The sequence below is a fragment of the Mycobacterium asiaticum genome (assembly GCF_001668675.1).
Taxonomy (GTDB): domain Bacteria; phylum Actinomycetota; class Actinomycetes; order Mycobacteriales; family Mycobacteriaceae; genus Mycobacterium; species Mycobacterium asiaticum_D.
In genome coordinates this window covers 16,471-38,124 of record NZ_LZKQ01000306.1, presented here as the reverse complement: position 1 = coordinate 38,124, position 21,654 = coordinate 16,471, and the positions used below count along the sequence as shown (strand labels likewise).

Here is a 21,654-nt window from a genome sequence, read left to right as displayed (position 1 = left end):
CCGTCCGCTAAATCGGGACGAACCCCGACCCGGGGCGGTTCTTGCCGTTGATGTCGGCCAGCGCGGCGTTGATGGACATCACCACGGCCGGGGTGTGCAGCGGAATGTACTTGGTAATGCACGACGGCAGGCTGTCGCTGAAGGCTCCGTGGATCATCCCCACCAGCAGGTTGTCAACCGTCACGGGTGCCCCGGAGTCACCCGGGCCCCCGCAGACCTGCATCAGGATGCTGCCCGGGTCCTGGCCCGGCCCCCAGGTGACGCCGCACGAGTTGCCGGTGGTGCGGCCCTGCTTGCACGCCACCTGCCCGAAGGCCGGCTCCGGCCCGATGCCGTTGATGGCGAAGTTGTTGAAGTTGGCCACCGGCGTCACCTTGGCTGGATCGAACTTGATGACGGCGTAGTCCAGGCCGTCGTTGCCCGCGACCATGGTTCCCACCTGGCCCCGGTTCTCAGCGCCCTCGGCAGCGACGGGGGCACCCGGCCCCCCGCAGTGCGCGGAGCTGAAACCCACCAGGTCGCCGAACTTGTCGTGCCCTATCGCGGTCAGCGTGCACAGGGTGCCGGTGTTGACGACGATCCCGGCGCCGCCACCCAGCGGGATCTTGTCGTCCGCGGCAGCGGTGTTTGCGGGGAAGAACAGAAGACCCAGTAGTGCGGTGATGATGGCCGCACCTATGCCGCGATTGAGGCCGCGAAGCGCCTTCTGCAAAGTGGTACTCCCGTCAGATGGTCGAACCCCGAGCGGGGATCGAAAGGACGATGGGCCAGTCTAAAGGATCGCGGCCTGACATCCGCTGCCCGTTTCAAATGGCCGTGCACGTCAATTAACAGGTTGGTTCGGTGCCGTCGGGCCATGGTTCGGCTGGCCTCGTACAGCAACGGGTCACATGGCAACATGAACCGCGACGACGCGCACCAGTTGGGTTTGAAAGGGCGCTGAACGATGGCGCGAAACGGAGAGGGACCGTCTGTGAGCAAACCTGATCGGAAGAACGGTGTGCCGAGCACGCTGACTTCGATTCCGTTGGCCGATCCGCACGCCAGGGCTGGCGACCCGTCGGTCGGCGAGCTGATCAAGGACGTGACGGCGCAGATGTCGACGCTGGTGCGCGCCGAGGTCGAACTCGCTCGCGCCGAGATCACCCGCGACGTCAAGAAGGGACTCACCGGCAGCGTCTTCTTCATCTCCGCGCTGGTAGTGCTCTTCTACTCGACGTTCTTCCTCTTCTTCTTCCTCGCCGAATTGCTCGACAACTGGCTGTGGCGCTGGGCCGCGTTCCTGATCGTGTTCGGGATCATGGTGGTGGTGACCGTGCTGCTAGCGCTATTCGGCTTCTTGAAGGTGCGCCGGATCCGGGGGCCGCAGAAGACGATCGAGTCGGTCAAAGAGGCACGCACGGCCTTCACTCCGGGCCACGACAAGTCCGGCTCTCCCAAGGCGCTGCCCGCCGACACCAAGCCGGCCACCGACCCCTCGGGTTGGTAAATGCCGGCTCCAGATCCGTCGGTGGTCCGCATCGACGGGCCGTGGCGCCATCTGGATGTGCACGCCAATGGCATCCGCTTCCATGTCGTTGAGGCCTTGGCGGACGACGCCGGACCGGGGACCGGTCGGCCACTGGTCATGCTGCTGCACGGGTTCGGTTCGTTCTGGTGGTCCTGGCGGCATCAACTACAAGCCCTGACCGGAGCCAGGGTGGTCGCGGTCGACCTGCGCGGCTACGGCGGCACCGACAAACCGCCCCGCGGCTACGACGGTTGGACACTGGCCGGTGATACAGCGGGACTCATTCGCGCACTGGGACATTCATCCGCGACGCTGATCGGGCACGCGGACGGCGGGCTGGCCTGCTGGGCCACCGCGTTGCTGCATTCCCGACTCGTGCGTGCCATTGCCGTCATCAGCTCACCCCACCCCGCGGCGCTGCGACGATCCACCCTCAGCCGTCGTGACCAGAGCCGCGCACTCTTACCGACCCTGTTGCGCTATCAGGCGCCGCTGTGGCCGGAGCGGTTGCTTACCCGCAACGACGGCGCCGAGATCGAGCGTCTGGTCCGCGCCCGTAGTAGCGCCAAATGGTGTGCCACCGAGGACTTTTCACAAACCGTCAGCCATCTGCGGCGGGCCATCCGGATCCCCGGGGCGGCGCACTGCGCACTCGAGTATCAGCGGTGGGCGGTGCGCAGCCAGCTGCGCTCCGAGGGGCACCGGTTCATCAAATCGACGACTCAGCAACTCGGCGTGCCGCTGCTTCACATTCGTGGCGACGTCGACCCGTACGTGCTGGCCGCGCCGGTCGAACGCACGCAGCGCTACGCGCCGCACGGCCGCTACATATCCGTCTCCGGCGCAGGGCATTTCAGCCACGAAGAGGCACCGCAGGAAATCAACCGGCACCTGACGCGGTTCCTCGATCAGGTGCACAGGCCGCGGATCAGCTGACGCAGGCCCCGGTGTTCACCTGTTGGGTGGCACCGATCCGGGAGAGCTGGCCGGCCACCTCCTCGGCGGTCAACACGAAGCCGGTGTCCGCGTCGTCGACGGCGGCGCCGAAGACCACACCGAGCACACGGCCGTCGAGGTCGATCAAGGGTCCGCCCGAATCGCCTTGTTCCACATTGGCTCTGATGGTGTAGACGTCGCGGGTGACCGGCTGCGGGCTGCGGTAGATGTCAGGACCGCTGAGCTTGATGGCTTCGCGAATCCGGGCCGGGGTGGCCGTGAAATTACCCCCACCCGGATAACCCAGCACCACCACGTCGGTGCCTGTCTTTGCCGGGCTGTCGTCGAACACCAGCGGCGCCGAGGGCAACCCGGGCACCGCCAGGATCGCGATGTCCACCGCGGGGTCGTAGGACACCACGGTGGCGTCGAACTGCTTGCCGCTGGACTGGATTGACACACTGCTGGAACCCGCGACCACGTGCGCGTTGGTCATCACCCGCTCGGGCGAGATCACGAAGCCGCTGCCTTCGAGCACTTTCTGGCAGCTCGGCGCCAGGCTGCGGATCTTGACGACGCTGGGCGCGGCGGCGGCGACCACGGGGTTGTTGGCCAGCGCCGGGTCCGGCGAGGCGACCGGAATGACCGGGGTACGGCTGAACGGCTCCAGCACCGCCGGCAGGCCGGAGGTGTTCAGCAGCGCCGAGAGCCGTTTGGGCACCGACTTCAGCCAGGTGGGTGCCACCTCGTTCACCTCGGCCAGCACCCGTGAGCCGCGGACGGCGGCGGCCAACTCGGGCTGGTCCTTGGACTGGGTCAGTGGCGTCGCCAGCAACCACGCGGCGGTCAGCACCACCATCAGTTGTACGCCGACGCCGATGATCGAGTCGATCATGCGGATCGGGCGGTTACGGATCGCCCCACGTACCGCCCGCCCCAGCACTACGCCGGCGACCTCGCCGACCACCACCAGCGCGAGGATCAAAAACAACGCCGCGAACAGCTTGGCCCGGGGCGCGGCGATCTGGCTGACGATGTGCGGGGCCAGCAGCACCCCGGCAACCGCGCCGAGTAGCACACCGGCGAACGACAGCATCGAGCCCAGGGCGCCGGAACGCCAGCCGGAGATCGCGGCGATGAAGGCAACCGCCAATACGGCGATGTCCAGCCACTGCGACGGGGTCATCGAGTTCACAGCCCGCCCCGCAATCCGTCCGCGCTGCCCACCAGCACCATCGCGTCGTCCAGTTCACGGATGTCGTCGGTGTCCCAGGGCTGCGCCCAGCCGGCGACGTCGAGAACCGCGGAGATCACCTGGCCAGTGAAGCCCCATACCAGCATCTGGTTCAACAGAAACGCCGGTCCGGCCCAGCGGCGCCCCAGGGTGCCGCGGTACACCATCAGCCGATTGGCCGGGTTGATGAACGCGCGAACCGGAACGCGCGCCACCAGCGCAGTTTCGGCATCGTTGACGACGTCCACCGGTCCGGGATCCGGCGAGTAGGCCAACACCGGCACCACGTGGAAGCGCGACGGCGCGATGAAGGTGCGTTCCATGGTCGCCAGCGGATGCAACCTGGTCACGTCGATACCGGTTTCCTCGCGCGCTTCGCGAAGGGCCGTCGCGACGGGGCCGGCGTCGCCCGGATCGGAGGCGCCACCAGGGAAGGCGGCCTGGCCGGCGTGGTGGCGCAGGGTGGAGGCTCGCACCGTGAGCAGCAGGTCGGCGTCGTCGGGGACGCCGTCGCCGGCCGGCCCGGATTGTGGACCCGAGAAAAGCACCAGCACCGCGGCCTCGCGGCCGCCCTTGCTCAGGGACGACACCGATTTCGCGGCGGTCACCATCGCCAGCACATCCGCCGGAAGTCGGCGCCGGTACGCATCAGGAATCTGGTCGAGGTTGTCGACGAGCGGGCGCAACCAGGCCGGGCCGGCGTCAGGCGTCAGCGCGAACGTGTCCCGTTCGCGCGCGGTGCCCCCAGCACTCACCGGTACCTCACTTGCATGCATCGGCCCAACGACCGCCCCGATCGCTCACCCCGCCCCGTTTCCGACCGCCTCGGCGATCTCGTCGGCGCTGCCGAAGGCCCGCGGCAGGGTCTGCGCAACGCTACCGTCCGGCCGCAGTACCACCGTCGCGGGCATCACGTTAACCACTCGCAGGGCGCCGGCGATTCGACGCCGGCCGTCCTGCAGGGTGGGTAGCCGGACGCCCAGGTCGGCCAACCGCAGCAGTGCGGCCGTCTCGTTCTCGTCCTGATGCACCGTCACCACCATCACGTCGGATCCCACCCGACGTTGATACTCGGCCATCGCCGGCAGTTCGGCAGCGCACGGCGCGCACCAATACGCCCAGAAGTTGAGGAGGACCCTGCGTCCGGCCAGCGCCTTGGCCACGTCGACCGGCGTGCCGTCCGCCGCGCATTCCACCACGACCCCGTGCAGGGCCGCCGCGCCCGGCAGCGTTCCCGCACCGGGGCAGGGCGCCAGGTCGGCCCGCTGCCGGGGTTCGGCCAGCGCCTGGGGGGTGTCAGCGTCGCGGTGCTCGCGCGGCAATGGCGACTGGTTCGTCGCCTGGGGTGCCGCGTCGTCGTCACGCAGTTGTGCCACCAGCGCGACGATCAGCGCGACCACCACCGCCAGGACCGCAATGGTCCAGCGGGCCGGGCCGGAGAGCGCCTTCATCGCCGGCGCGGCTAGGCCTGTGGTTCGAGGCCGGCCAGCGCGAGCAGGTGATCGGTTTCCGGGCCTTGGACCAGGGCGGCGGCCAGCATCGGTTCGGTTGGGCCCAGACCAAAGGATGGGCAGTCTTTGGCTAGCACGCAGACCCCGCAGGCCGGCTTGCGGGCGTGGCAGACCCGGCGGCCGTGGAAGATCACCCGGTGGCTGAGCAGCGTCCACTCCTTGCGCTCGATCAGTTCGCCGACGGCGTGCTCGACCTTGACCGGGTCCTCCTCGGCCGTCCACCGCCAGCGTCGCACCAGCCGCCCGAAATGGGTGTCGACGGTGATGCCGGGGATGTCGAAGGCGTTGCCCAGGATGACGTTGGCGGTCTTCCGGCCGACGCCGGGCAGCGTCACCAGTTCGTCCATGGTTTTCGGCACCTGGCCGTCGAACCGCTCGACCAGCGCCTGCCCGAGGCCGATCAGCGAGGATGCCTTGTTGCGGTAGAAGCCGGTGGGCCGGATCAGGGCTTCCAGCTCTTCACGATCGGCCTGCGCGTAATCCAGTGCCGTGCGGTATTTCACGAACAGCGCCGGCGTGGTCAGATTCACCCGTTTGTCGGTGCTCTGCGCCGACAGGATCGTGGCGACCGCGAGTTCGAGCGGCGTGGTGAAGTCCAGTTCGCAGTAGACGTGCGGAAACGCCTGCGCCAGTAAGCGGTTCATTCTGCGCGCCCGACGCACCAGACCGGTGCGGGTCTCGCCGGCGAAACGCTTGGCGACGGCACTTGCGACAGTGGTTTCAGCTGGTACCGGCTTCGATTTCGCACGTCCGGACGACTTGGCCGCTGTCACCTACGACAGAGTACTGATTTCGTGATCTGGCTGAGACCTTGTCCATGTTTACTCTTTCTGTGTTGTGGTTGCTGGTGGCCTGCATTCCCGGGTTGCTGATGCTGGCGACGCTCGGGCTCGGGCGGCTGGAAACGGCGCTCGCCTACGACAGGGTGACGGCCAGCGACGTCGCGGAGTTTTTGGAGCAGGCCGAGCCGGTCGACGTCCGCACGCTGGCCCGCGAGGGCATGCCCGAGGCGCTCGAATATCTGCACCGTCGCCAGGCCCAGGAGTTGGCGGCCACCCCGCCGCCCAAGGAACTGACCGGTCGGCACCACGCCGACACGGTCTTTGCCACTGACGTGGTCGGCCGAATGGAAAAAGGTTTGCCGACTCGCGTCCGAATGCGGGCCCGCTCGAACACGCAATTTACGGTGAGTCGACACGTCAATCGTGTGTAGCGTTGGCAGGTCGTACCGATTGGCCTACCTTTAGACTCGTGTCGGCCGTCACACCTGACTGCCGGTAATCCTTCTTTTGGAAAGTTGAAGAGGCAACGTGGACGAGATCCTGGCAAGGGCAGGAATCTTCCAAGGGGTTGAGCCTAGTGCCGTCGCCGCGCTGACCAAGCAATTACAGCCCGTCGATTTCCCCCGCGGTCATACAGTTTTTGCCGAAGGTGAACCGGGTGACCGGCTATACATCATCGTCGCCGGCAAGGTGAAGATCGGCCGCCGGTCCCCGGACGGCCGGGAGAACCTGCTGACGATCATGGGTCCGTCGGACATGTTCGGCGAGCTGTCGATCTTCGACCCGGGGCCGCGCACCTCCAGCGCGACCACGATCACCGAGGTCAGGGCGGTTTCGATGGACCGCGACGCGCTGCGTGCGTGGATCGCCGACCGCCCGGAGATCGCCGAACAGCTGCTGCGGGTGCTCGCCCGACGACTGCGCCGCACCAACAACAACCTGGCCGACCTGATCTTCACCGACGTGCCAGGCCGGGTGGCCAAGCAGCTGCTTCAGCTCGCCCAGCGGTTCGGCACCCAGGAGGGCGGGGCGATGCGGGTCACGCACGACCTGACCCAGGAAGAGATCGCCCAGCTGGTCGGCGCGTCCCGGGAGACGGTGAACAAGGCCCTGGCCGACTTCGCACACCGCGGCTGGATCCGGCTCGAGGGCAAGAGTGTGCTGATCTCGGACTCCGAACGCCTGGCCCGCCGAGCGAGGTAACCAGCCGCTTCCCTCACGAACCGAACCTGGTTGCGGTTTTTGGCCCGCGATCACGCGGTGTGGTTTGGTTCGCGGAAATTGAGCGGAGCGAGCGAGGTAACGCTTCCAAGATCTGAGTTCGCCAAGCGCACGCCTACTGTGGCTGCAGAGCGGGTACCGACAGGTTAAGACCGCGCATGCAGCAGCACAGAAGGTGGCATACGTAGCGAATGAATGTCCCCACCTGGGTTTGGGCCCTCACCATGCTCGCCATCGCGGGTCTGCTGGCATTCGACTTCTTCTTCCATGTCCGTAAGGCGCACGTACCCAAGCTGCGCGAGGCCGCGGTCTGGTCCGCGCTGTATGTGGGCATTGCCGTGCTGTTCGGCGTCGGGGTGCTTGTTTTCGCCGGTAGCGACGCCGGCTCGGAGTACTTCGCCGGATACGTCACCGAGAAGGCGCTCTCCGTCGACAACCTGTTCGTCTTCCTGGTGATCATCGCCAGTTTCCGGGTGCCCCGCGAGGACCAGCAGAAAGTGCTGCTGTTCGGGATCGCGTTCGCCCTGATCGCCCGCACCGGCTTCATCTTCCTGGGCGCGGCCCTGATCAACGCCTTTGCCTGGATCTTCTACCTGTTCGGATTGATCTTGTTGCTCACCGCCGGGAGCATCCTCAAGAAGGACGACGATGACTCCCGCAAAGCCGACAACTTCGTGATCCGGGGGGCGAAGAAGGTCATCCGCACCACCGAGCACTACGACGGGGACAAGCTGTTCACCAGGGTGGATGGCAAGCGTGCGATGACACCGATGCTGTTGGTCATGGTCGCGCTCGGCGGGACCGACATCCTGTTCGCGCTCGACTCGATCCCCGCGATCTTCGGTCTCACCCAGCACGTCTACATCGTCTTCACCGCCACGGCGTTCTCGTTGCTGGGCCTGCGGCAGCTGTACTTCCTGATCGACGGTTTGCTGGACCGGCTCGTCTTCCTGTCCTACGGACTGGCAACCATTCTGGGCTTCATCGGTGTGAAGCTGATCCTGCACGCCCTGCACGAGAACAACGTCCCGTTCGTCAACGACGGCGAACCGGTGCGGGTGGCCGAGATCAGCACGACGCTCTCGCTGGTGGTGATCATCGGTGTGCTGCTGGTGACGGTCATCGCGTCGTTGCTAAGCAAGCGGGGCAAAGCCGAGACGGCGATCGCCAACGCGCGCCGACACGCGACCGCCTACCTGGACTCCGAGTACACCCACGATCCCGAGGAACGGGAGCGCATCTTCAAGAAGCTGCTCGCCGAACGCGACCAGATCATGGCGCTCGGCCCGAAATACCAGCAGCAGGTCCGCGGCGAACCGGCCCTGATCGAGTTGCTCGAACGCGCGGCGTCAAGCCACGACGAGGCCGTTGACCGCGGCGAAGCCGAGCAGTTCACCCGCAAGGGGCTGACTTCGTGATGCCGGTGGTGCGACATGTTTGACGCGCTGCTCGACGCTCTCGGGCATTCCTGGTGGGCGTACCCGCTGATATTCGGCTTCTGCACCCTCGATGCCATCCTGCCGATGTTGCCGAGCGAGACGGTGCTACTCACCGGCGGCATCCTGGCCGCCGACCACTCGATGATCCTGGCCTGGGTGATTGCGATGGGCGCGCTCGGCGGGTTCGTCGGCGACAACATCGCCTACCGCATCGGTCACTCCGCCGAGGGCTGGGCCCGACGTTGGATCACCCGGGGCGAGCGGGGTAAGCGTGGCCTGGCGTGGGCGGAGCGACAGTTGGAGCGTCACGGCGGCCCCGTGGTGGTGGTGGCGAGGTTTCTGCCCGGCGGACGCACGGCAACCACCATCGCCTGCGGAGTGCTGGAATTTCCGTATCGCCAGTTCGTGCTGTACGACGCGATCGGCGCCCTGCTGTGGGCGACGGTCAACACGCTGATCGGGTTCGTCGGCGGGCACGCCTTCGACGACCGACCGCTGCTGGCGTTCGCGGTCTCTTTCCTGGTGGCGCTGGCAATGGGCGGCGGGATCGAACTGGTCCGCTGGCTGCGCAGACGGACACGGGCAACGGAGCCGCAACAACCCGCAGAAACTCCGGTCGGTTAGCGGCCTACCGTTCGGAGTCCTCCGCCGTGTCGTCCGGTGGACGAACGTCCCCGCTTCGCCGCCGCACCGATTTGGCGATGGCGTGCCCCGACGACGGTGAACTCAGCACCATGAAAACGATGCCCAGCGCAGCGAAGGTGATGATGGTCGCGTTCTCGGTGGCGATCGAGGAAGCGAGCACGGCGATCACTCCAGGGCCGGTGGCCAGCCCCTGGGCGTGCAGCTGGCTGTTGGTGTCGGGCAAGCGCAGGACACCGTAGACGCTGATCGTGAACAGCACCAGGCCCGTCACCAGCAGAAGACCACCCAGGACGTCGAGCACCACAGAAATCATTCGAACGGCCCTCCCGAGCCCAGATAGCGGGCGGCTGCGACCGTGGCAACAAAGGAGAGCAGCGCCAGCGCCACCGCCGCATCCAGGTAGTAGGGCTGGTGGTGGTAGTAGCTCAGCAACGCCAGCAACGACACCACCAGGGCGGCCAGCAGGTCCAGGGCGAGGACGCGCTGGACCACGTCGCGGGCGCGCAGCAGCACCAATCCGCCGGCCACCAGCAGCAGCGTGTTCCACATCAGGCCGGCGACGAACAGGAAATTCAGCACGCCGGTCACGGGAACACGCTCCGCTGCGCGCGCCGGTAGGAGGCGGCTTGGGCGCGTCGGACGGCGTCCGGGTCGCGTGCGTCGAGCACGTGCAGGAGCAGTTCACCGGTCTTGTCGTCGACGGCGACGACGACGCTGTCCGGCGACAGACCGACCCGGATCGCCCACGCCGCAGCCGAGCTGGGGATATTCGGCTCAATCGGTACATTCACCAGGCCGGGCGTCATTGGCCGCAGACCAAGGCAGAATTGGGCCACGTGCCAACTCCCCTGGCACATGTCGACGGTGGTGAAGAAGATGAGCCCGGGCAGCCCCGCGAGCCGGCGGAGTGCGGATGTGCCCGGCGGGCGACCCGGGGGCGCATCGCGGCCTCGGATGGCGCCGCCGAACCCGACGATCAGCGACGCCAGCACCAGTCCGACGACGATGTCACCCGGCTTCAGGCTCGTCAGTGCCAGTAAATACACCGAGGTGAGCGTGGCCACGCGGGCCAGTGCGCCGGTCATCCCAACCTCCCGTTGAGCGCGTTGGCGGCGTCCTGGCTGAGCACCAGCAATGGCTCGGCCCACACCCCGATAGACAGGACCAGCACCGCCAGGGCGCCCACGAACAGTCGCGGCGGCAGCGGGCTGACACCGGCAACCCCGTCGCCGTCCGTCCGGACTTCGGAGACCCAGAACTTGCGCTGATAGATCTGGAACATATAGATCAGCGACAACACGCTGCCCACCACCAGCACCACCAGCAACGCAGGGTTGTGGACGGCGATGGCGGCCCGGAACAGCTCCAGTTTGGCGATGAAACCTACGGCCGGCGGCACGCCGGCGACGCTGAACGCCCCGATCACGAAGGCCGCGGCCACCAGGGGTCCACGCAGCCCCGCGGCCAGGAACAGCAATCCCTTGTTCAACGCATTGACCACGCTGTAGACCACCGCCGCGGACAGCCCGATCGGGCCGCCGACGCTAAGGGCGACGAGCACATAGCCGACCTGTCCGATGGCCGAGTACGCCAGCGTCTCGGCATCGTCGCCGCGGGACACCGCGAGCACCCCGCCGTACAGGATCGACGCCACCCCCAACAGCACCAAAGCGGTTGCAGCAAAACGCAATTCGTCAGAGAACAGTCCGGCACCGAAACGCAGCAGGCCGTAACTGCCGATGTTGGCCACCGCGCCGCTGAGGATCGCGGCCACGGCGGGACGGGTTCCGGCGTAGACCGTCGGCAACCAGAAGTGGAACGGGAACAGCCCGAGTTTGACGCTGAACGCGACGAAGAATCCGACCGCGACCAGCATCGCCGCATTGGCACCGACCGCGTTGATCCGCTCTGCGACATCGGCCATCGCCAGAGCGCCGGTGATCCGGTAGGTGCCGGCCACGGACAGCAGGAAGACGAACGAACCGAGCAGGTTGACCGAGGCGAAGATCAGCGCCGCGCGCAGTTGTCGGGGCTGTTGACCGTAGGTGGTCAGCGCATAGGAAGCGGTCATCGCTATCTCGAAGAAGACGTAGAAATTGAACACGTCACCGGTCAAGAACAGCCCGTTCAGTCCCGCGGCGAGCAGCACCACCAGGCCGGGGAAGGTGCGGGTATGCGCCCCGCACACGGCCTCGTTGGCCAGGGCCGCGATGAGCACCACCAGCGATACCAGCGCGAAAACTCCGCCCAGCGCGTCGGCGTGCAGCACGATGCCGATCCCGGCCGGCCAGCCACCGGTCACCACCTGCTGCGGGCCGTCGTGCACCACCTGGATCGTGAGGACCAGCAACACCACCAGGGTCGCGATCAGCGCTGTCACACCCAGCCAGGCGACCCCTCGCCGCCGGCCGTCGAGGGCGATCAGCACCGTGCCGGCAGCCCAGGGCACCAGCAGCGCCAGCGACAGTGCCATCACGTCATCTCGTTTCGGTCCAGCTGCTCGTCGTGCTTGAGGCTCTCCTCGTGCTCGGCCTCCTGCGCGGCCAATTCATCGCGTTGCACGGTCCCGAACACCACGACCACCCGATGCACCAGGGCAAGCAACAACGCCAGCGTGGCCAGGCCGATGACCAGCGCGGTCAGAACCAGCGCCTGGGGGACCGGGTCGCTGACCGGACCGCCCGTCCCCGGGCCGATCGGCGCTTTCCCTCGCGTCATGCTGGCCCCGATCAGCGCCACGACCGCGCACTGCGAGATCAGTGCGACACCGACCACGATGCGGATCAGGTCGTGCTGCAGCAGCAAATAGGCACCGGCACCGAACAATACGGCCGCCGTGACCGCGAAGGCGAGGTTCACCGCGCCTCCCCATTCTCGGTGCGGTCGACGTCCAGCTCCTCGATGTCTCGGTCGGAGTCGGGGTCTGGATCGGCGAGTTGATGCAGCAGCATGGTCAGCACGCCGATGACCAGCAGGAAAATCCCGATGTCGAACAGCAGCGGAGTGAACAGCTCCAGCGATCCGAAGTGCGCGACCGGCTGGCCGGCCGCGGGGCGGTGGCTGAACAACGGCTGGTTCCACAGCAACGGGAAGAACCCCACCGCCAACGACAGCAGCAAACCGCCGACCGCCAGCCATGGCGAATACCGCAGAATCGGCAGGGTCCGCTCGGCAGTCCGGGCCCCGAGGCCGATGTAGCGCAGCGCGATAGCGAGGGCAACGACCACGCCCGCCCCGAAGCCGTCCCCGGTGTCCCGATAGCCCTTGACGATCAGCGCCGCCGCCACCATCAGGCTCGGGCCCAACAACACCTGGGAGACGACCCGCAACACCAGGTCGCGACGCCTCACCACAGCTTGCCCTTCCGTAGCAGTGCGGCCACCCCGACGACCGCGACCAGCAGCACGGTGATCTCGGCGAGGGTGTCGAGGCCGCGGAAGTCGGTGATGATCACCGTGACCGCGTCCTGGCCGTGCGCGCTCGGGGTACGGCGTAGGTATTCCTCGGACACGCTGGGCGTCGCGCTCGGGGCCGACAGGAACCCCCACACCGAGACGAACGCCGCCAGCCCGGCCAGGCCGCCGGCGGCGAGGTTGCGCTGATGGCGCCGCGGCCTACCCGGCTCCGGGCCGCCCGCGCGGACTTCGAGCTCCCCAGCCGGGCCGGGCCGGGGCAGTCTTGCCAGCGCGCCGATGAAGACCAGGGTGATCATCGTCTCGACCACCACGGCCACCAGCGCAATGTCCGGCGCACCGAACAGCGCATACACCGCAGCCAGACCGAAGCCGACCACCGAGAGCGCCAGCACCATGCCCACCCGCGCAGAGGCCCGGGCAACGGCCAGTGTCGCGATGATGACCAAGCCCAGCAACGGCAGAATCAGCCAATCGACGTCGCCGATCGAGCCGATGGAATACGCCCCCCGAATCGGCGTGAGGACGAACACCAGCCCGGTCAGCAGCCCGGCCGGAACCAACACCGCGGCGACACTGCTCCGCAGGTCACGTACCTCGCGGTCGTGGATCGCCGCCGACAGCCGGGACAGTGCCCGCAAGCTCCTGGTATAGATCCGCAGCGGCCCGAACCGACCGCCCACCCGCAGCCACGCCTGGGACAGGCCGTCGCGCACCCGCGGCATCGCAAGCAGCGCCGCACCCAGTGTCCACGCGCACAACGCCATCAGGTTGCCGGCGCGCGCGTCGAAGTGATAACCGGGCGTCAGACTCAACGGTGAGGCGTTGGTGACGCTGCCCGCGTCGGCTGCGAGCCGGCTGAACAGCTGCGGCGCCAGACCGCCTGCGACGCCGATTCCGGCCAGCACCACCACGGGCCAGGTCAGAACGCGAGGTATCTGATGCGGCTCGGTGCGCGTCGGCCCCAAAAACAGCAGCGCCCAGAAGCGTCCGATGTACGCCAGGGTCAGGGCGGCAGCCACCACCGCACCCACGGTGAGCAGCCGACCGGCACCGGCCGCCGCTTCGAAGTAGAGCTCGTCCTTGAAGAATCCGACCGTCAGCGGCAATCCGGCGAGGTTGGCCGCGGCAAACAATGCGGCCACCGCCAGCACCGGTCGGCGCCGGCCCAGGCCACCGAGGCGGGACAACCGGTCCTCACCGGTTGCCATGGTGGCGGCCCCCGCCGTCATGAACAGCGCGCTCTTCGCCACCCCGTGCGCCAGGACGTAGAACGCTGCCGCACCCGCCGCCAGCCGTCCGCCGATGCCGTAGAGCATCACCACGTAGCCGTACTGGGAGATCGTCGAGTAGGCGAGCACCTGTTTCAGCACGTCCTGGCCCAGCGCGCCGATGCCGCCGACGACCACCGAAGCCGCTCCGATGACCAGCACCGCGGTCAGCACGGGCCGACTGTGCATCAACAACGGATGTACCCGGCCGAGGACCAGCACGCCCGCGGCGACCATGGCCGCCGAGTGCAGGTACGCCGAGACCGGGGTCGGCGCCGCCATCGCCTTGGGCAACCAGAAGTGCAACGGCACCTGCGCGCTCTTGGCCAGCGCTGCCACCGCGATCAGTGCCGCCGCGGCCGTCGTCGTGGGGCCCGAATCGACCCGCTCGATCAGCAGCGGCAGCGAGAACGTGTGGTAGCGCGCGTACAGCAACAGGGCCCCGATGAGCAGGGCGACAGCGCTGGCCACCGTGATCAGCAACGCCATCAGCGCCGCCCGGCGCGCGGGTGCCTCGTCCTTGTCGAAGGCGATCAGGAAGTACGAGCAGATCGCGGTGACGTCGAAGAAGACGAAAAGCAGGACCAGGTCCTGTGCCGTCGCCAGCCCCACCATCGACACCGCGAACAGCACCATCCACGGCCAGAACCGCCACCGTTGCCGCGCCGGCCGGTGCTGATGCGCGAGGTGCAGCGACAGGTAGCCGGTGCCGTACGCGAAGACCAGCGCGCCTATGCCACACGCCAGCATCGAGTACAGAGCGGCCAGCCCGTCGTAGGTGAACCGCAGGTGCATGTCCAGGCTGGGCACCCAGGGCAACGTCGCGCTGCCACCTCCGCTGCGCCAGCCCGCCCAACACACCCCGAAGCCGACCAGCGCAAACGCCGCCGACGACCAGCCCGGCAAGTCCGCGGGCAGCCGTCGGCTCGGCTCGCCGGTCGCGTCGGCGTCGGGGATTTTGGCCACGAAGACTCCTCGTCGGGATGCGGTGTCCGCCCGATCCAACGTATGTGGTGCTACCGCGGTCGGTTTAGCTGGTGGGGTGTTCGGCCGGGTCGGGGGCCGACTCGTCGGCGATGGCCAGCAACCGATCCAGGTCGGCCGAATGCAGGTCCGGTACGGTCGCCATGGTCTCCTTCAACAGTTCGATCTGATGGCGCAGAGCGGGCAGATGCTCTTCGCGGCCGATCGCCTGTGAGTGATCGATAAGCATGCGCAGCACCCGCAACAGGGTGGCGACGACGTGCGGTTGCGACGTACCGGCCTGGCGGATCTGTTCGAAGGCGTGCGCGATGTAGTCGTCGTGGGTCAGGTCCCACGGGCGCAACAGAACCCGCCCATCCGATCCCGCTACCGCCGAGGACGGGAGGTCCGATTTCAGCAAGGTCCGCATCATGCTGCCGAGACGCAGCACCACTTCGCTCGCCGTGGTGGGGTCGTTGACCGCCGAGCTGAGTGCCCGCAGTGCGACGTCGACCAGCTGCCGGATGCCGAAATCGATGTCCTGCTGCATGGTCCGTACATCGGCGATCTCAACCCTGGACAAGAGTTTCTTCTGCACGCGATCTGCGTTATGGGACACCGGCCAAACGGTCATCAGGATCTCGCCGCGGTGGATGTATGCGCCCGTGCGTGTCTCCAATCGCACCACCGTCGAGGGCGGAACGGCACCGAGAATGAGCTTGCTCGGCGCCTGGGTGACCCAACCGTCGGTCAGTGCCCGCACCGCCACCAAATCGTCCACTTGGGGCAGGTCCGGAGAGTGCAGGCGCGTCTCGGTCCGGGTCTGACGCATGATGGCTTCGATGATGTCGTCGGCCTCGGCCGCGATGGTTCGGACCACTTCGCCGACCTGCAGGCCGTGGGCCAGCCGGTCCAGATAGGCGATGATCAACAGCACCGTGGTCACGGTCAGCACGATCGCGACCGTCATCGATATCCGCGGCGCGCTGGCGGCTGTATCGCCGCTGATATGGCGCAGCACCAGCACGCAGAACACAAACGTCGCGACCAGCGTGCCGATCACCGTCTGACTCAGGCGGTTCCTGATGAACGAGCGCATGACTCGCGGCGAGAACTGACTGCTCGCCAACTGCAGGCTCACCACGGTCAACGAGAACACCACCCCGGCGGTAGTGATCATGGCCCCGGCAACCGTGCTCAGCAGCCAGGTGGCCGCATTGGTGTTTATCTCCACGGTCAGGGGCACCCGGGTGCCCACGCCCACCACCGAGTCGATATATGCGGTCGTTTCGGCCAGGACGGCCCCGGCCAACACCACCAGGGTGGGCAACGCAAAGAGGCTTTCCCGAAAGTGGTAGAGCCAGGTAGCGATCCGCAGAGCCGGCATGGGTTCGACTCGTCGCTCCATGGCAGAACCCTATTGGTGTTGCAGGAGTTGTCCAAGCACCACAATCGGCCGTCGCGACGTTGTCACGTCAGCGCAATCGCGCGCACTCCCGTTGACCGACAATGGAATCAACGGCCGCAGAGTCGGCCAAAACCAGGAGGTAGTACGAAAATGACTGCAGTTGACCACATTCCGATGGCCCGCCCCAAGTACAACCGCCTGCAGAACGAACTCATGGCGTTGCGGTCCCGACCCAGCGTCGAGGTCGCCGACGACTTGGTGGACACCGGCGAAGATCTGCTCGGGTACCGAGCGCGGCGCGCGCGCATCCGCCACCTCGAGCGTCTGCTGGCTCGGGCGAAACACCCGCGACGAGGCGCTGTCGCCGAACCGGGGAAGTTGGTCACCGTTCGCTATGACGACAGCGGCCGTACCGAGACGTTCATGCTGGGCGGCTACGGTGCCTGCGACACCGACAAGAAGATTTACCCCCTTCGGTCCCCGATCGGTCGGGCGGTTGTCGGGGCACGTGTCGGCGAACGACGGCAGGTGCTCAAGCCGGACGGTGCGGTTGTCCCCGTAACGCTGATCGACATCGACGCGGGAGGCCGCTAGCCGCGCAGATAATCGAGTTGCACCTGCACCGACCACTCGGCGGCGTCCCAGAGCTTCTCATCGACATCGGTGTATACGTGCTCGACGATCTGCCGTGCACCGGCATCCTCACCGAGTTCACGCAGCGCGGCGCGCACCTGCTCCAACCGCTCCTGCCGGTGGACGAGGTATCCCTGGGCCACACTTTCCAGATCGCCGAGGTCGGGCCCGTGGCCGGGCAACACCGTGCGGCGTCCGAGCCCTCGGAGCCGTTGCAGCGACTCCATGTAGTCGGTGAGTTTGCCGTCTTCCTTGTCCATCACGGTGGTGCCGCGACCGAGCACTGTGTCGGCGGTCAATACCGCGTCGTCGAGCACGAAGCTCAGCGAGTCGGCGGTGTGGCCGGGCGTGGCCATCACCTTGATTCTCAGGCCGGCGGCCTCGATGACCTCGCCGTCGAGGAGGTGGCCACCGAAGCCGCGCAGGAAGCCGCTGCCGGCGGACCGGACGGTGGCCCCGGTCAGTTCGACCAGCTTGTCGATGCCATCGGTGTGATCCGAGTGCCGGTGACTGATCAACACCAGGGTGATGCGGCCCAGCGCGGCCACCCGTGCGATGTGCTCGTCGTCGTCCGGCCCGGGGTCGACGATCACCAGCTCGTCGCTGCGCGGGGCGCGCAACACCCAGGTGTTGGTGCCTTCCAGCGTCATCAAACCGGGGTTGTCGGCGAGCAGTACCGATGCCGTGTCGGTGACCGGCCGCAGCTGACCGTAGGCGGGATGCGTCAGCGTCTCGACTGCCTCGGCCACAGCCGCTAACCGACCTCGACGATCAGCTCGACCTCCACCGGCGCGTCCAGCGGGAGCTCGGAGACCCCGACGGCGGAACGCGCGTGCGCACCGCTGTCCCCGAACACCTCGGCGAGCAAGTTGGACGCGCCGTTGACGACGCCCGGCTGCCCGTGGAATCCGGGGGCCGAGGCGACGAAGCCGACGACCTTGACCACTTGGGTTACCGAGTCAAGCCCTACCAGCGAGTCCACCGCGGCCAACGCGTTGAGCGCACAGATACGCGCCAGCGCTTTGCCTTGTTCCGGGGTGACGTCGCCACCGACCTTTCCGGTGTGCGTCAGTTTGCCGGCCTCGAACGGCAGCTGCCCGGCGGTGTATACGAGATTGCCGGTGCGCACCGCGGGCACGTAGGCGGCCAGCGGCGCCGTCACCTCCGGCAGTGCGATGCCGAGCTGCTGGAGGCGAGCTTTCGCGCTCATCGTCCGCGGCCTTACTTGGGGCGCTTCAGGTAGGCGACGTGCTGCTCACCGGTGGGCCCGGGCAACACCGAGACCAGCTCCCAGCCGTCAGCGCCCCACTGGTCGAGGATCTGCTTGGTCGCGTGGGTGAGTAGCGGAACCGTCGCGTACTCCCATGTGGTGGGTTGGGTCATGCCGCGAGCTTATCGGCCAAACCGCAACGGCTAGCATGCGATGGTGGCAAACACTTCTAGCGGCGGTAGTTCCGTCGGGTGGCCGTCGCGTCTGTCGAAGGCCCGCCTGCACTTCGTCACCGGAAAAGGCGGTACCGGCAAGTCGACCATCGCCGCGGCCCTGGCGCTGACCCTGGCCGCCGGCGGGCGGAAAGTCCTGCTCGTCGAAGTCGAAGGGCGGCAAGGGATTGCGCAGCTCTTCGATGTCCCGCCACTGCCCTACCAGGAAGTCAAGATCGCGACGGCCGAACGCGGCGGCCAGGTCAATGCCCTGGCCATCGACATCGAGGCCGCATTCCTGGAATACCTCGACATGTTCTACAACCTCGGCATCGCGGGCCGGGCAATGCGGCGCATCGGCGCGATCGAGTTCGCCACCACGATCGCGCCGGGCCTACGCGACGTGCTGCTCACCGGCAAGATCAAGGAGACGGTGATCCGGGTCGACAAGAACCGGCTACCGCTTTACGACGCGATCGTGGTCGACGCTCCCCCGACCGGTCGCATCGCCCGCTTCCTGGACGTCACCAAGGCGGTCTCGGATCTGGCCAAGGGCGGACCGGTGCACTCCCAGGCAGAGGGTGTGGTGAAGCTACTGCATTCCGATCAGACCGCCATTCACCTCGTCACGCTGCTTGAAGCGTTGCCGGTTCAGGAAACGATGGAAGCCATCGAGGAACTGGCTGAGATGCAATTGCCGATCGGCAGCGTGATCGTCAATCGCAATATCCCGGCGTACCTCGAGCCCGGAGATCTCACCAAGGCCGCCGAGGGTGTGGTCGACGCCGACTCGGTGCGCTCCGGTTTGGCGATGGCCGGGGTCGAACTGGACGAGGCGGATTTCGCCGGACTGCTCACCGAGACCATCCAGCACGCCACCCGGATCGCGGCCCGTTCCGAGACGGCTCAGCAACTCGACGCGCTGCACGTTCCACGACTCGAGTTACCCACCATCTCCGACGGCGTGGACCTGGGCAGTCTGTATGAGCTCTCGGAAGCACTTGCACAGCAGGGGGTTCGATGACCACGCCGCCGTCACACAAGCCGACGCCCCTGGACATGGCGGCCATCTTGGCCGACACCAGCAACCGCGTCGTGGTCTGCTGCGGGGCGGGCGGGGTCGGCAAAACCACCACCGCCGCGGCGATTGCGCTGCGCGCCGCCGAATATGGGCGCACCGTAGTGGTTTTGACCATCGACCCCGCCAAGCGACTCGCACAAGCGTTGGGCGTCAACGACCTTGGCAACACGCCACAGCGCGTACCGCTGGCACCCGAGGTGCCCGGTGAGCTGCACGCGATGATGCTGGACATGCGGCGCACCTTCGACGAGATGGTGGTGCAGTACTCGGGATCGGCTCGCGCACAGTCGATTCTGGACAACCAGTTCTATCAGACCGTCGCCACGTCGCTGGCCGGCACGCAAGAGTACATGGCCATGGAGAAGCTCGGGCAGTTGCTGGCGCAGGACCGTTGGGACCTGATCGTGGTCGACACCCCGCCCTCGCGCAACGCACTGGATTTCCTGGACGCGCCCAAACGGCTGGGCAGTTTCATGGACAGTCGCCTCTGGCGGTTGTTGTTGGCGCCCGGGCGCGGGATCGGCAGGCTGGTGACCGGAGCGATGGGCCTGGCCATGAAGGCGATGTCGACGATCCTCGGTTCCCAAATGCTGGGCGACGCCGCAGCGTTCGTGCAGTCACTGGACGCGACGTTCGGCGGCTTCCGGGAGAAGGCCGACCGCACCTATGCGTTGCTCAAGCGGCGCGGCACCCAGTTCGTCGTCGTGTCGGCCGCCGAACCCGACGCGTTGCGGGAGGCGTCGTTCTTCGTCGACCGGTTATCCCAGGAGGGGATGCCGCTCGCGGGTCTGGTGCTCAACCGCACCCACCCGATGTTGTGCTCGTTGCCCGTCGAGCGGGCCATCGACGCGGCCGAAAAGCTCGACACCGAGGGGGCCGATTCCGAAGCGGCGGCGCTGGCGTCGGCGGTCCTGCACATCCATGCGGATCGCGCGCAGACGGCCAAGCGGGAGATCCGGTTGCTGTCCCGCTTCACCGGGGCCAACCCGCACGTGCCGGTAGTTGGAGTGCCGTCGCTGCCGTTCGACGTCTCGGACCTGGAAGCGCTGCGCGCCCTCGCCGACCAGATCACCGCCACCTAGTGCGTTGACCTGCGGTTATGCGGGGTCATCCCGGCGATATTCGACGGCGATTCAAGATCACATTGAGCGCTTAATCACCGAATTGACTTTGAAAATCGCTTTGAGCAGGGCATATAGGCCGCCGATGGTATTACGGCCAGCTAAGCTGTAACAGTACAGTAATGATATAGCTGCCCAGCAGCGCCGCTCCCCCGCCCCTGTCCCGCCCGCGAACCAGGGCCGATCCGGTTCCGTGCGGGCGCCACCGGTAATACACAACGATTGCGGCCGGCGATCGGGCTGCCACCAGCGACGATGCCGTTCACACGGCGGCTTATTCAACGCCGATCTAACGGCGATTCGATCTGGACAGCTGTCCGGCAATCCAAAAACATCCTCTGAGCTGCGAGAACAGCTCATCTGTGATGATACGGCCGGCTAACTTGTAACACACTCGCAATGACAAGCGACCGCCCCCGCCGGTTCGGCAGGGGCGTTCGGAGGGGACCAGAAAGGGATCAGATGATGTTGCGGCGCTTGCGCTTGTCCAGGTAGTCGGACCAGGAAACCACCTCGGGATGCTGCTTGAGCAGGGCGCGACGCTGGCGCTCCGTCATGCCGCCCCACACGCCGAACTCGACCTTGTTGTCCAGGGCGTCTGCGGCACATTCCTGCATTACCGGGCAGTGGCGGCAGATCACGGCGGCCTTGCGCTGGGCGGCGCCACGTACGAAGAGTTCGTCGGGATCGGTTGCCCGGCAGAGCGCCTGCGATACCCAGGTGATGCGCTCCTCAGCCTCGACGCTGCGGAGAAGGTTACCCGTGGACGTGAGGTTGGTCCTCCGTGCGCCCGGACGTGTTCCTGACACGAGCTGTTCCCTTCCTCCCGGCCGCTGTCGCGACCGCCCAACCCGGTTCCAGCCGATGGAGCGATTTGGCCCACACTGCGCGCATCGGTGTTACCTGAATCTCACTGCAGATATAAGTTAGGTGGTCAGGTGGCAATTGCGCAACAGTCCGATAACGCTTTTTCTGGGACGATCGTCCCGTCTCGCACCGGGCGGCCGGGGAAAACAGGGTCCGCCTGTCCCATTTTGGGGCTCTGACCAGTGACGTCGCCGTAA

The 21,654-nt window shown here is 66.8% G+C and carries 26 protein-coding genes; 9 read left to right on the top strand and 17 right to left on the bottom strand.

Annotation, left to right across the window (positions count from 1 at the left end; translation table 11 throughout):
- Positions 1-7 precede the first annotated feature (7 nt).
- Entirely contained in the window at positions 8-679 is a 672-nt protein-coding gene (locus A9X01_RS25500; protein ID WP_155772287.1) for a S1 family peptidase, read from the bottom strand.
- A 294-nt stretch (positions 680-973) separates the two neighbouring features.
- On the opposite strand from A9X01_RS25500, the gene A9X01_RS25495 reads away from it, so the two are divergent.
- Together A9X01_RS25495 and A9X01_RS25490 are read left to right on the top strand one after the other, a co-directional pair.
- Positions 974-1,489 carry a phage holin family protein gene (locus A9X01_RS25495; RefSeq protein ID WP_065123373.1) on the top strand — a complete coding sequence of 172 codons (516 nt, stop codon included), beginning with the start codon at positions 974-976 and terminating at the stop codon, positions 1,487-1,489.
- A complete protein-coding gene (locus A9X01_RS25490; RefSeq protein ID WP_065123372.1) occupies positions 1,490-2,446 on the top strand; it encodes an alpha/beta fold hydrolase in 957 nt (318 codons plus the stop codon).
- On the opposite strand, the gene marP is transcribed toward A9X01_RS25490, so the two are convergent.
- The 4 genes from marP to nth are packed head-to-tail and all read right to left on the bottom strand — an operon-like array spanning position 2,439 to position 5,835.
- A complete protein-coding gene (gene marP / locus A9X01_RS25485) occupies positions 2,439-3,632 on the bottom strand; it encodes an acid resistance serine protease MarP (RefSeq protein ID WP_065123381.1) in 1,194 nt (397 codons plus the stop codon). The two genes, A9X01_RS25490 and marP, sit on opposite strands and share 8 nt — an antisense overlap.
- 5 nt (positions 3,633-3,637) lie before the next feature.
- Entirely contained in the window at positions 3,638-4,456 is an 819-nt protein-coding gene (locus tag A9X01_RS25480; protein WP_065123371.1) for an NUDIX hydrolase, read from the bottom strand.
- A 24-nt stretch (positions 4,457-4,480) separates the two neighbouring features.
- Positions 4,481-5,131, bottom strand: a complete 651-nt coding sequence (locus tag A9X01_RS25475; protein ID WP_065123370.1) for a TlpA family protein disulfide reductase — start codon at positions 5,129-5,131, stop codon at positions 4,481-4,483.
- 11 nt (positions 5,132-5,142) lie between these two features.
- Positions 5,143-5,835: an endonuclease III gene (nth, locus tag A9X01_RS25470; RefSeq protein WP_155772286.1), complete on the bottom strand. Its 693-nt coding sequence runs from the start codon at positions 5,833-5,835 to the stop codon at positions 5,143-5,145.
- 173 nt (positions 5,836-6,008) lie between these two features.
- Here nth and A9X01_RS25465 point away from each other — a divergent pair, with 173 nt between their 5' ends.
- The 4 genes from A9X01_RS25465 (at position 6,009) to A9X01_RS25450 (ending at position 9,257) form a co-directional block, all read left to right on the top strand.
- On the top strand, positions 6,009-6,404 hold the full coding sequence (locus A9X01_RS25465) for a hypothetical protein (protein WP_065123368.1): 396 nt from the start codon (positions 6,009-6,011) through the stop codon (positions 6,402-6,404).
- Positions 6,405-6,501: 97 nt separating this feature from the next.
- Positions 6,502-7,176 (top strand): cAMP-activated global transcriptional regulator CRP, encoded by a 675-nt coding sequence (crp, locus tag A9X01_RS25460; RefSeq protein WP_036362963.1) that lies wholly within the window; start codon positions 6,502-6,504, stop codon positions 7,174-7,176.
- Between the two features lie 209 nt (positions 7,177-7,385).
- Positions 7,386-8,612, top strand: a complete 1,227-nt coding sequence (locus tag A9X01_RS25455) for a TerC family protein (RefSeq protein WP_065123367.1) — start codon at positions 7,386-7,388, stop codon at positions 8,610-8,612.
- Between the two features lie 15 nt (positions 8,613-8,627).
- Complete coding sequence (locus A9X01_RS25450; protein WP_065123366.1) at positions 8,628-9,257, top strand: DedA family protein; 630 nt, start codon at positions 8,628-8,630, stop codon at positions 9,255-9,257.
- 4 nt (positions 9,258-9,261) lie between these two features.
- Here the strand turns inward: A9X01_RS25450 and A9X01_RS25445 are convergent, their stop codons facing one another.
- The 8 genes from A9X01_RS25445 to A9X01_RS25410 all read right to left on the bottom strand — a co-directional run bounded on the left by A9X01_RS25445 (position 9,262) and on the right by A9X01_RS25410 (position 16,333).
- A complete protein-coding gene (locus tag A9X01_RS25445; protein ID WP_065123365.1) occupies positions 9,262-9,591 on the bottom strand; it encodes a cation:proton antiporter in 330 nt (109 codons plus the stop codon).
- On the bottom strand, positions 9,588-9,866 hold the full coding sequence (locus A9X01_RS25440) for a monovalent cation/H+ antiporter complex subunit F (protein ID WP_216638942.1): 279 nt from the start codon (positions 9,864-9,866) through the stop codon (positions 9,588-9,590). Before A9X01_RS25440 ends, A9X01_RS25445 begins: the two co-directional genes overlap by 4 nt.
- The gene (locus A9X01_RS25435) at positions 9,863-10,363 is read right to left on the bottom strand and encodes a Na+/H+ antiporter subunit E (protein ID WP_065123364.1); all 501 of its coding nucleotides are present in this window, start codon (positions 10,361-10,363) and stop codon (positions 9,863-9,865) included. The genes A9X01_RS25440 and A9X01_RS25435 overlap by 4 nt, the downstream gene beginning before the upstream one ends.
- Entirely contained in the window at positions 10,360-11,751 is a 1,392-nt protein-coding gene (locus tag A9X01_RS25430; RefSeq protein ID WP_065123363.1) for a complex I subunit 5 family protein, read from the bottom strand. The genes A9X01_RS25435 and A9X01_RS25430 overlap by 4 nt, the downstream gene beginning before the upstream one ends.
- Positions 11,751-12,137, bottom strand: coding sequence for a sodium:proton antiporter (locus A9X01_RS25425; RefSeq protein ID WP_065123362.1), 387 nt, complete (start codon positions 12,135-12,137; stop codon positions 11,751-11,753). Before A9X01_RS25425 ends, A9X01_RS25430 begins: the two co-directional genes overlap by 1 nt.
- Positions 12,134-12,628, bottom strand: a complete 495-nt coding sequence (locus A9X01_RS25420) for an MnhB domain-containing protein (RefSeq protein ID WP_155772285.1) — start codon at positions 12,626-12,628, stop codon at positions 12,134-12,136. The genes A9X01_RS25425 and A9X01_RS25420 overlap by 4 nt, the downstream gene beginning before the upstream one ends.
- On the bottom strand, positions 12,625-14,928 hold the full coding sequence (gene mbhE, locus A9X01_RS25415; RefSeq protein WP_065123360.1) for a hydrogen gas-evolving membrane-bound hydrogenase subunit E: 2,304 nt from the start codon (positions 14,926-14,928) through the stop codon (positions 12,625-12,627). Before mbhE ends, A9X01_RS25420 begins: the two co-directional genes overlap by 4 nt.
- A gap of 64 nt (positions 14,929-14,992) precedes the next feature.
- Positions 14,993-16,333 (bottom strand): DUF2254 family protein, encoded by a 1,341-nt coding sequence (locus tag A9X01_RS25410; protein WP_172832608.1) that lies wholly within the window; start codon positions 16,331-16,333, stop codon positions 14,993-14,995.
- 150 nt (positions 16,334-16,483) lie between these two features.
- On the opposite strand from A9X01_RS25410, the gene A9X01_RS25405 reads away from it, so the two are divergent.
- Positions 16,484-16,927 (top strand): GreA/GreB family elongation factor, encoded by a 444-nt coding sequence (locus A9X01_RS25405; RefSeq protein WP_065123359.1) that lies wholly within the window; start codon positions 16,484-16,486, stop codon positions 16,925-16,927.
- Here the strand turns inward: A9X01_RS25405 and A9X01_RS25400 are convergent.
- The 3 genes from A9X01_RS25400 to sp36 are packed head-to-tail and all read right to left on the bottom strand — an operon-like array spanning position 16,924 to position 18,349.
- On the bottom strand, positions 16,924-17,715 hold the full coding sequence (locus A9X01_RS25400; RefSeq protein WP_065123358.1) for an MBL fold metallo-hydrolase: 792 nt from the start codon (positions 17,713-17,715) through the stop codon (positions 16,924-16,926). The two genes, A9X01_RS25405 and A9X01_RS25400, sit on opposite strands and share 4 nt — an antisense overlap.
- Positions 17,716-17,720: 5 nt before the next feature.
- Positions 17,721-18,176, bottom strand: a complete 456-nt coding sequence (locus A9X01_RS25395; RefSeq protein WP_065123357.1) for a RidA family protein — start codon at positions 18,174-18,176, stop codon at positions 17,721-17,723.
- An 11-nt stretch (positions 18,177-18,187) separates the two neighbouring features.
- Positions 18,188-18,349: a Sp36 family protein gene (sp36, locus tag A9X01_RS30195; protein WP_099051178.1), complete on the bottom strand. Its 162-nt coding sequence runs from the start codon at positions 18,347-18,349 to the stop codon at positions 18,188-18,190.
- 40 nt (positions 18,350-18,389) lie between these two features.
- Between sp36 and bagA the strand changes: the two genes are divergently transcribed.
- Positions 18,390-19,412: an ATPase BagA gene (gene bagA / locus A9X01_RS25390; protein ID WP_065123356.1), complete on the top strand. Its 1,023-nt coding sequence runs from the start codon at positions 18,390-18,392 to the stop codon at positions 19,410-19,412.
- Positions 19,409-20,551, top strand: coding sequence for an ATPase BagB (bagB, locus tag A9X01_RS25385; RefSeq protein ID WP_065123355.1), 1,143 nt, complete (start codon positions 19,409-19,411; stop codon positions 20,549-20,551). The genes bagA and bagB overlap by 4 nt, the downstream gene beginning before the upstream one ends.
- 497 nt (positions 20,552-21,048) lie before the next feature.
- Here bagB and A9X01_RS25380 read toward each other — a convergent pair whose 3' ends face one another.
- A complete protein-coding gene (locus A9X01_RS25380; protein WP_036362926.1) occupies positions 21,049-21,399 on the bottom strand; it encodes a WhiB family transcriptional regulator in 351 nt (116 codons plus the stop codon).
- Between the last annotated feature and the right edge of the window lie 255 nt (positions 21,400-21,654).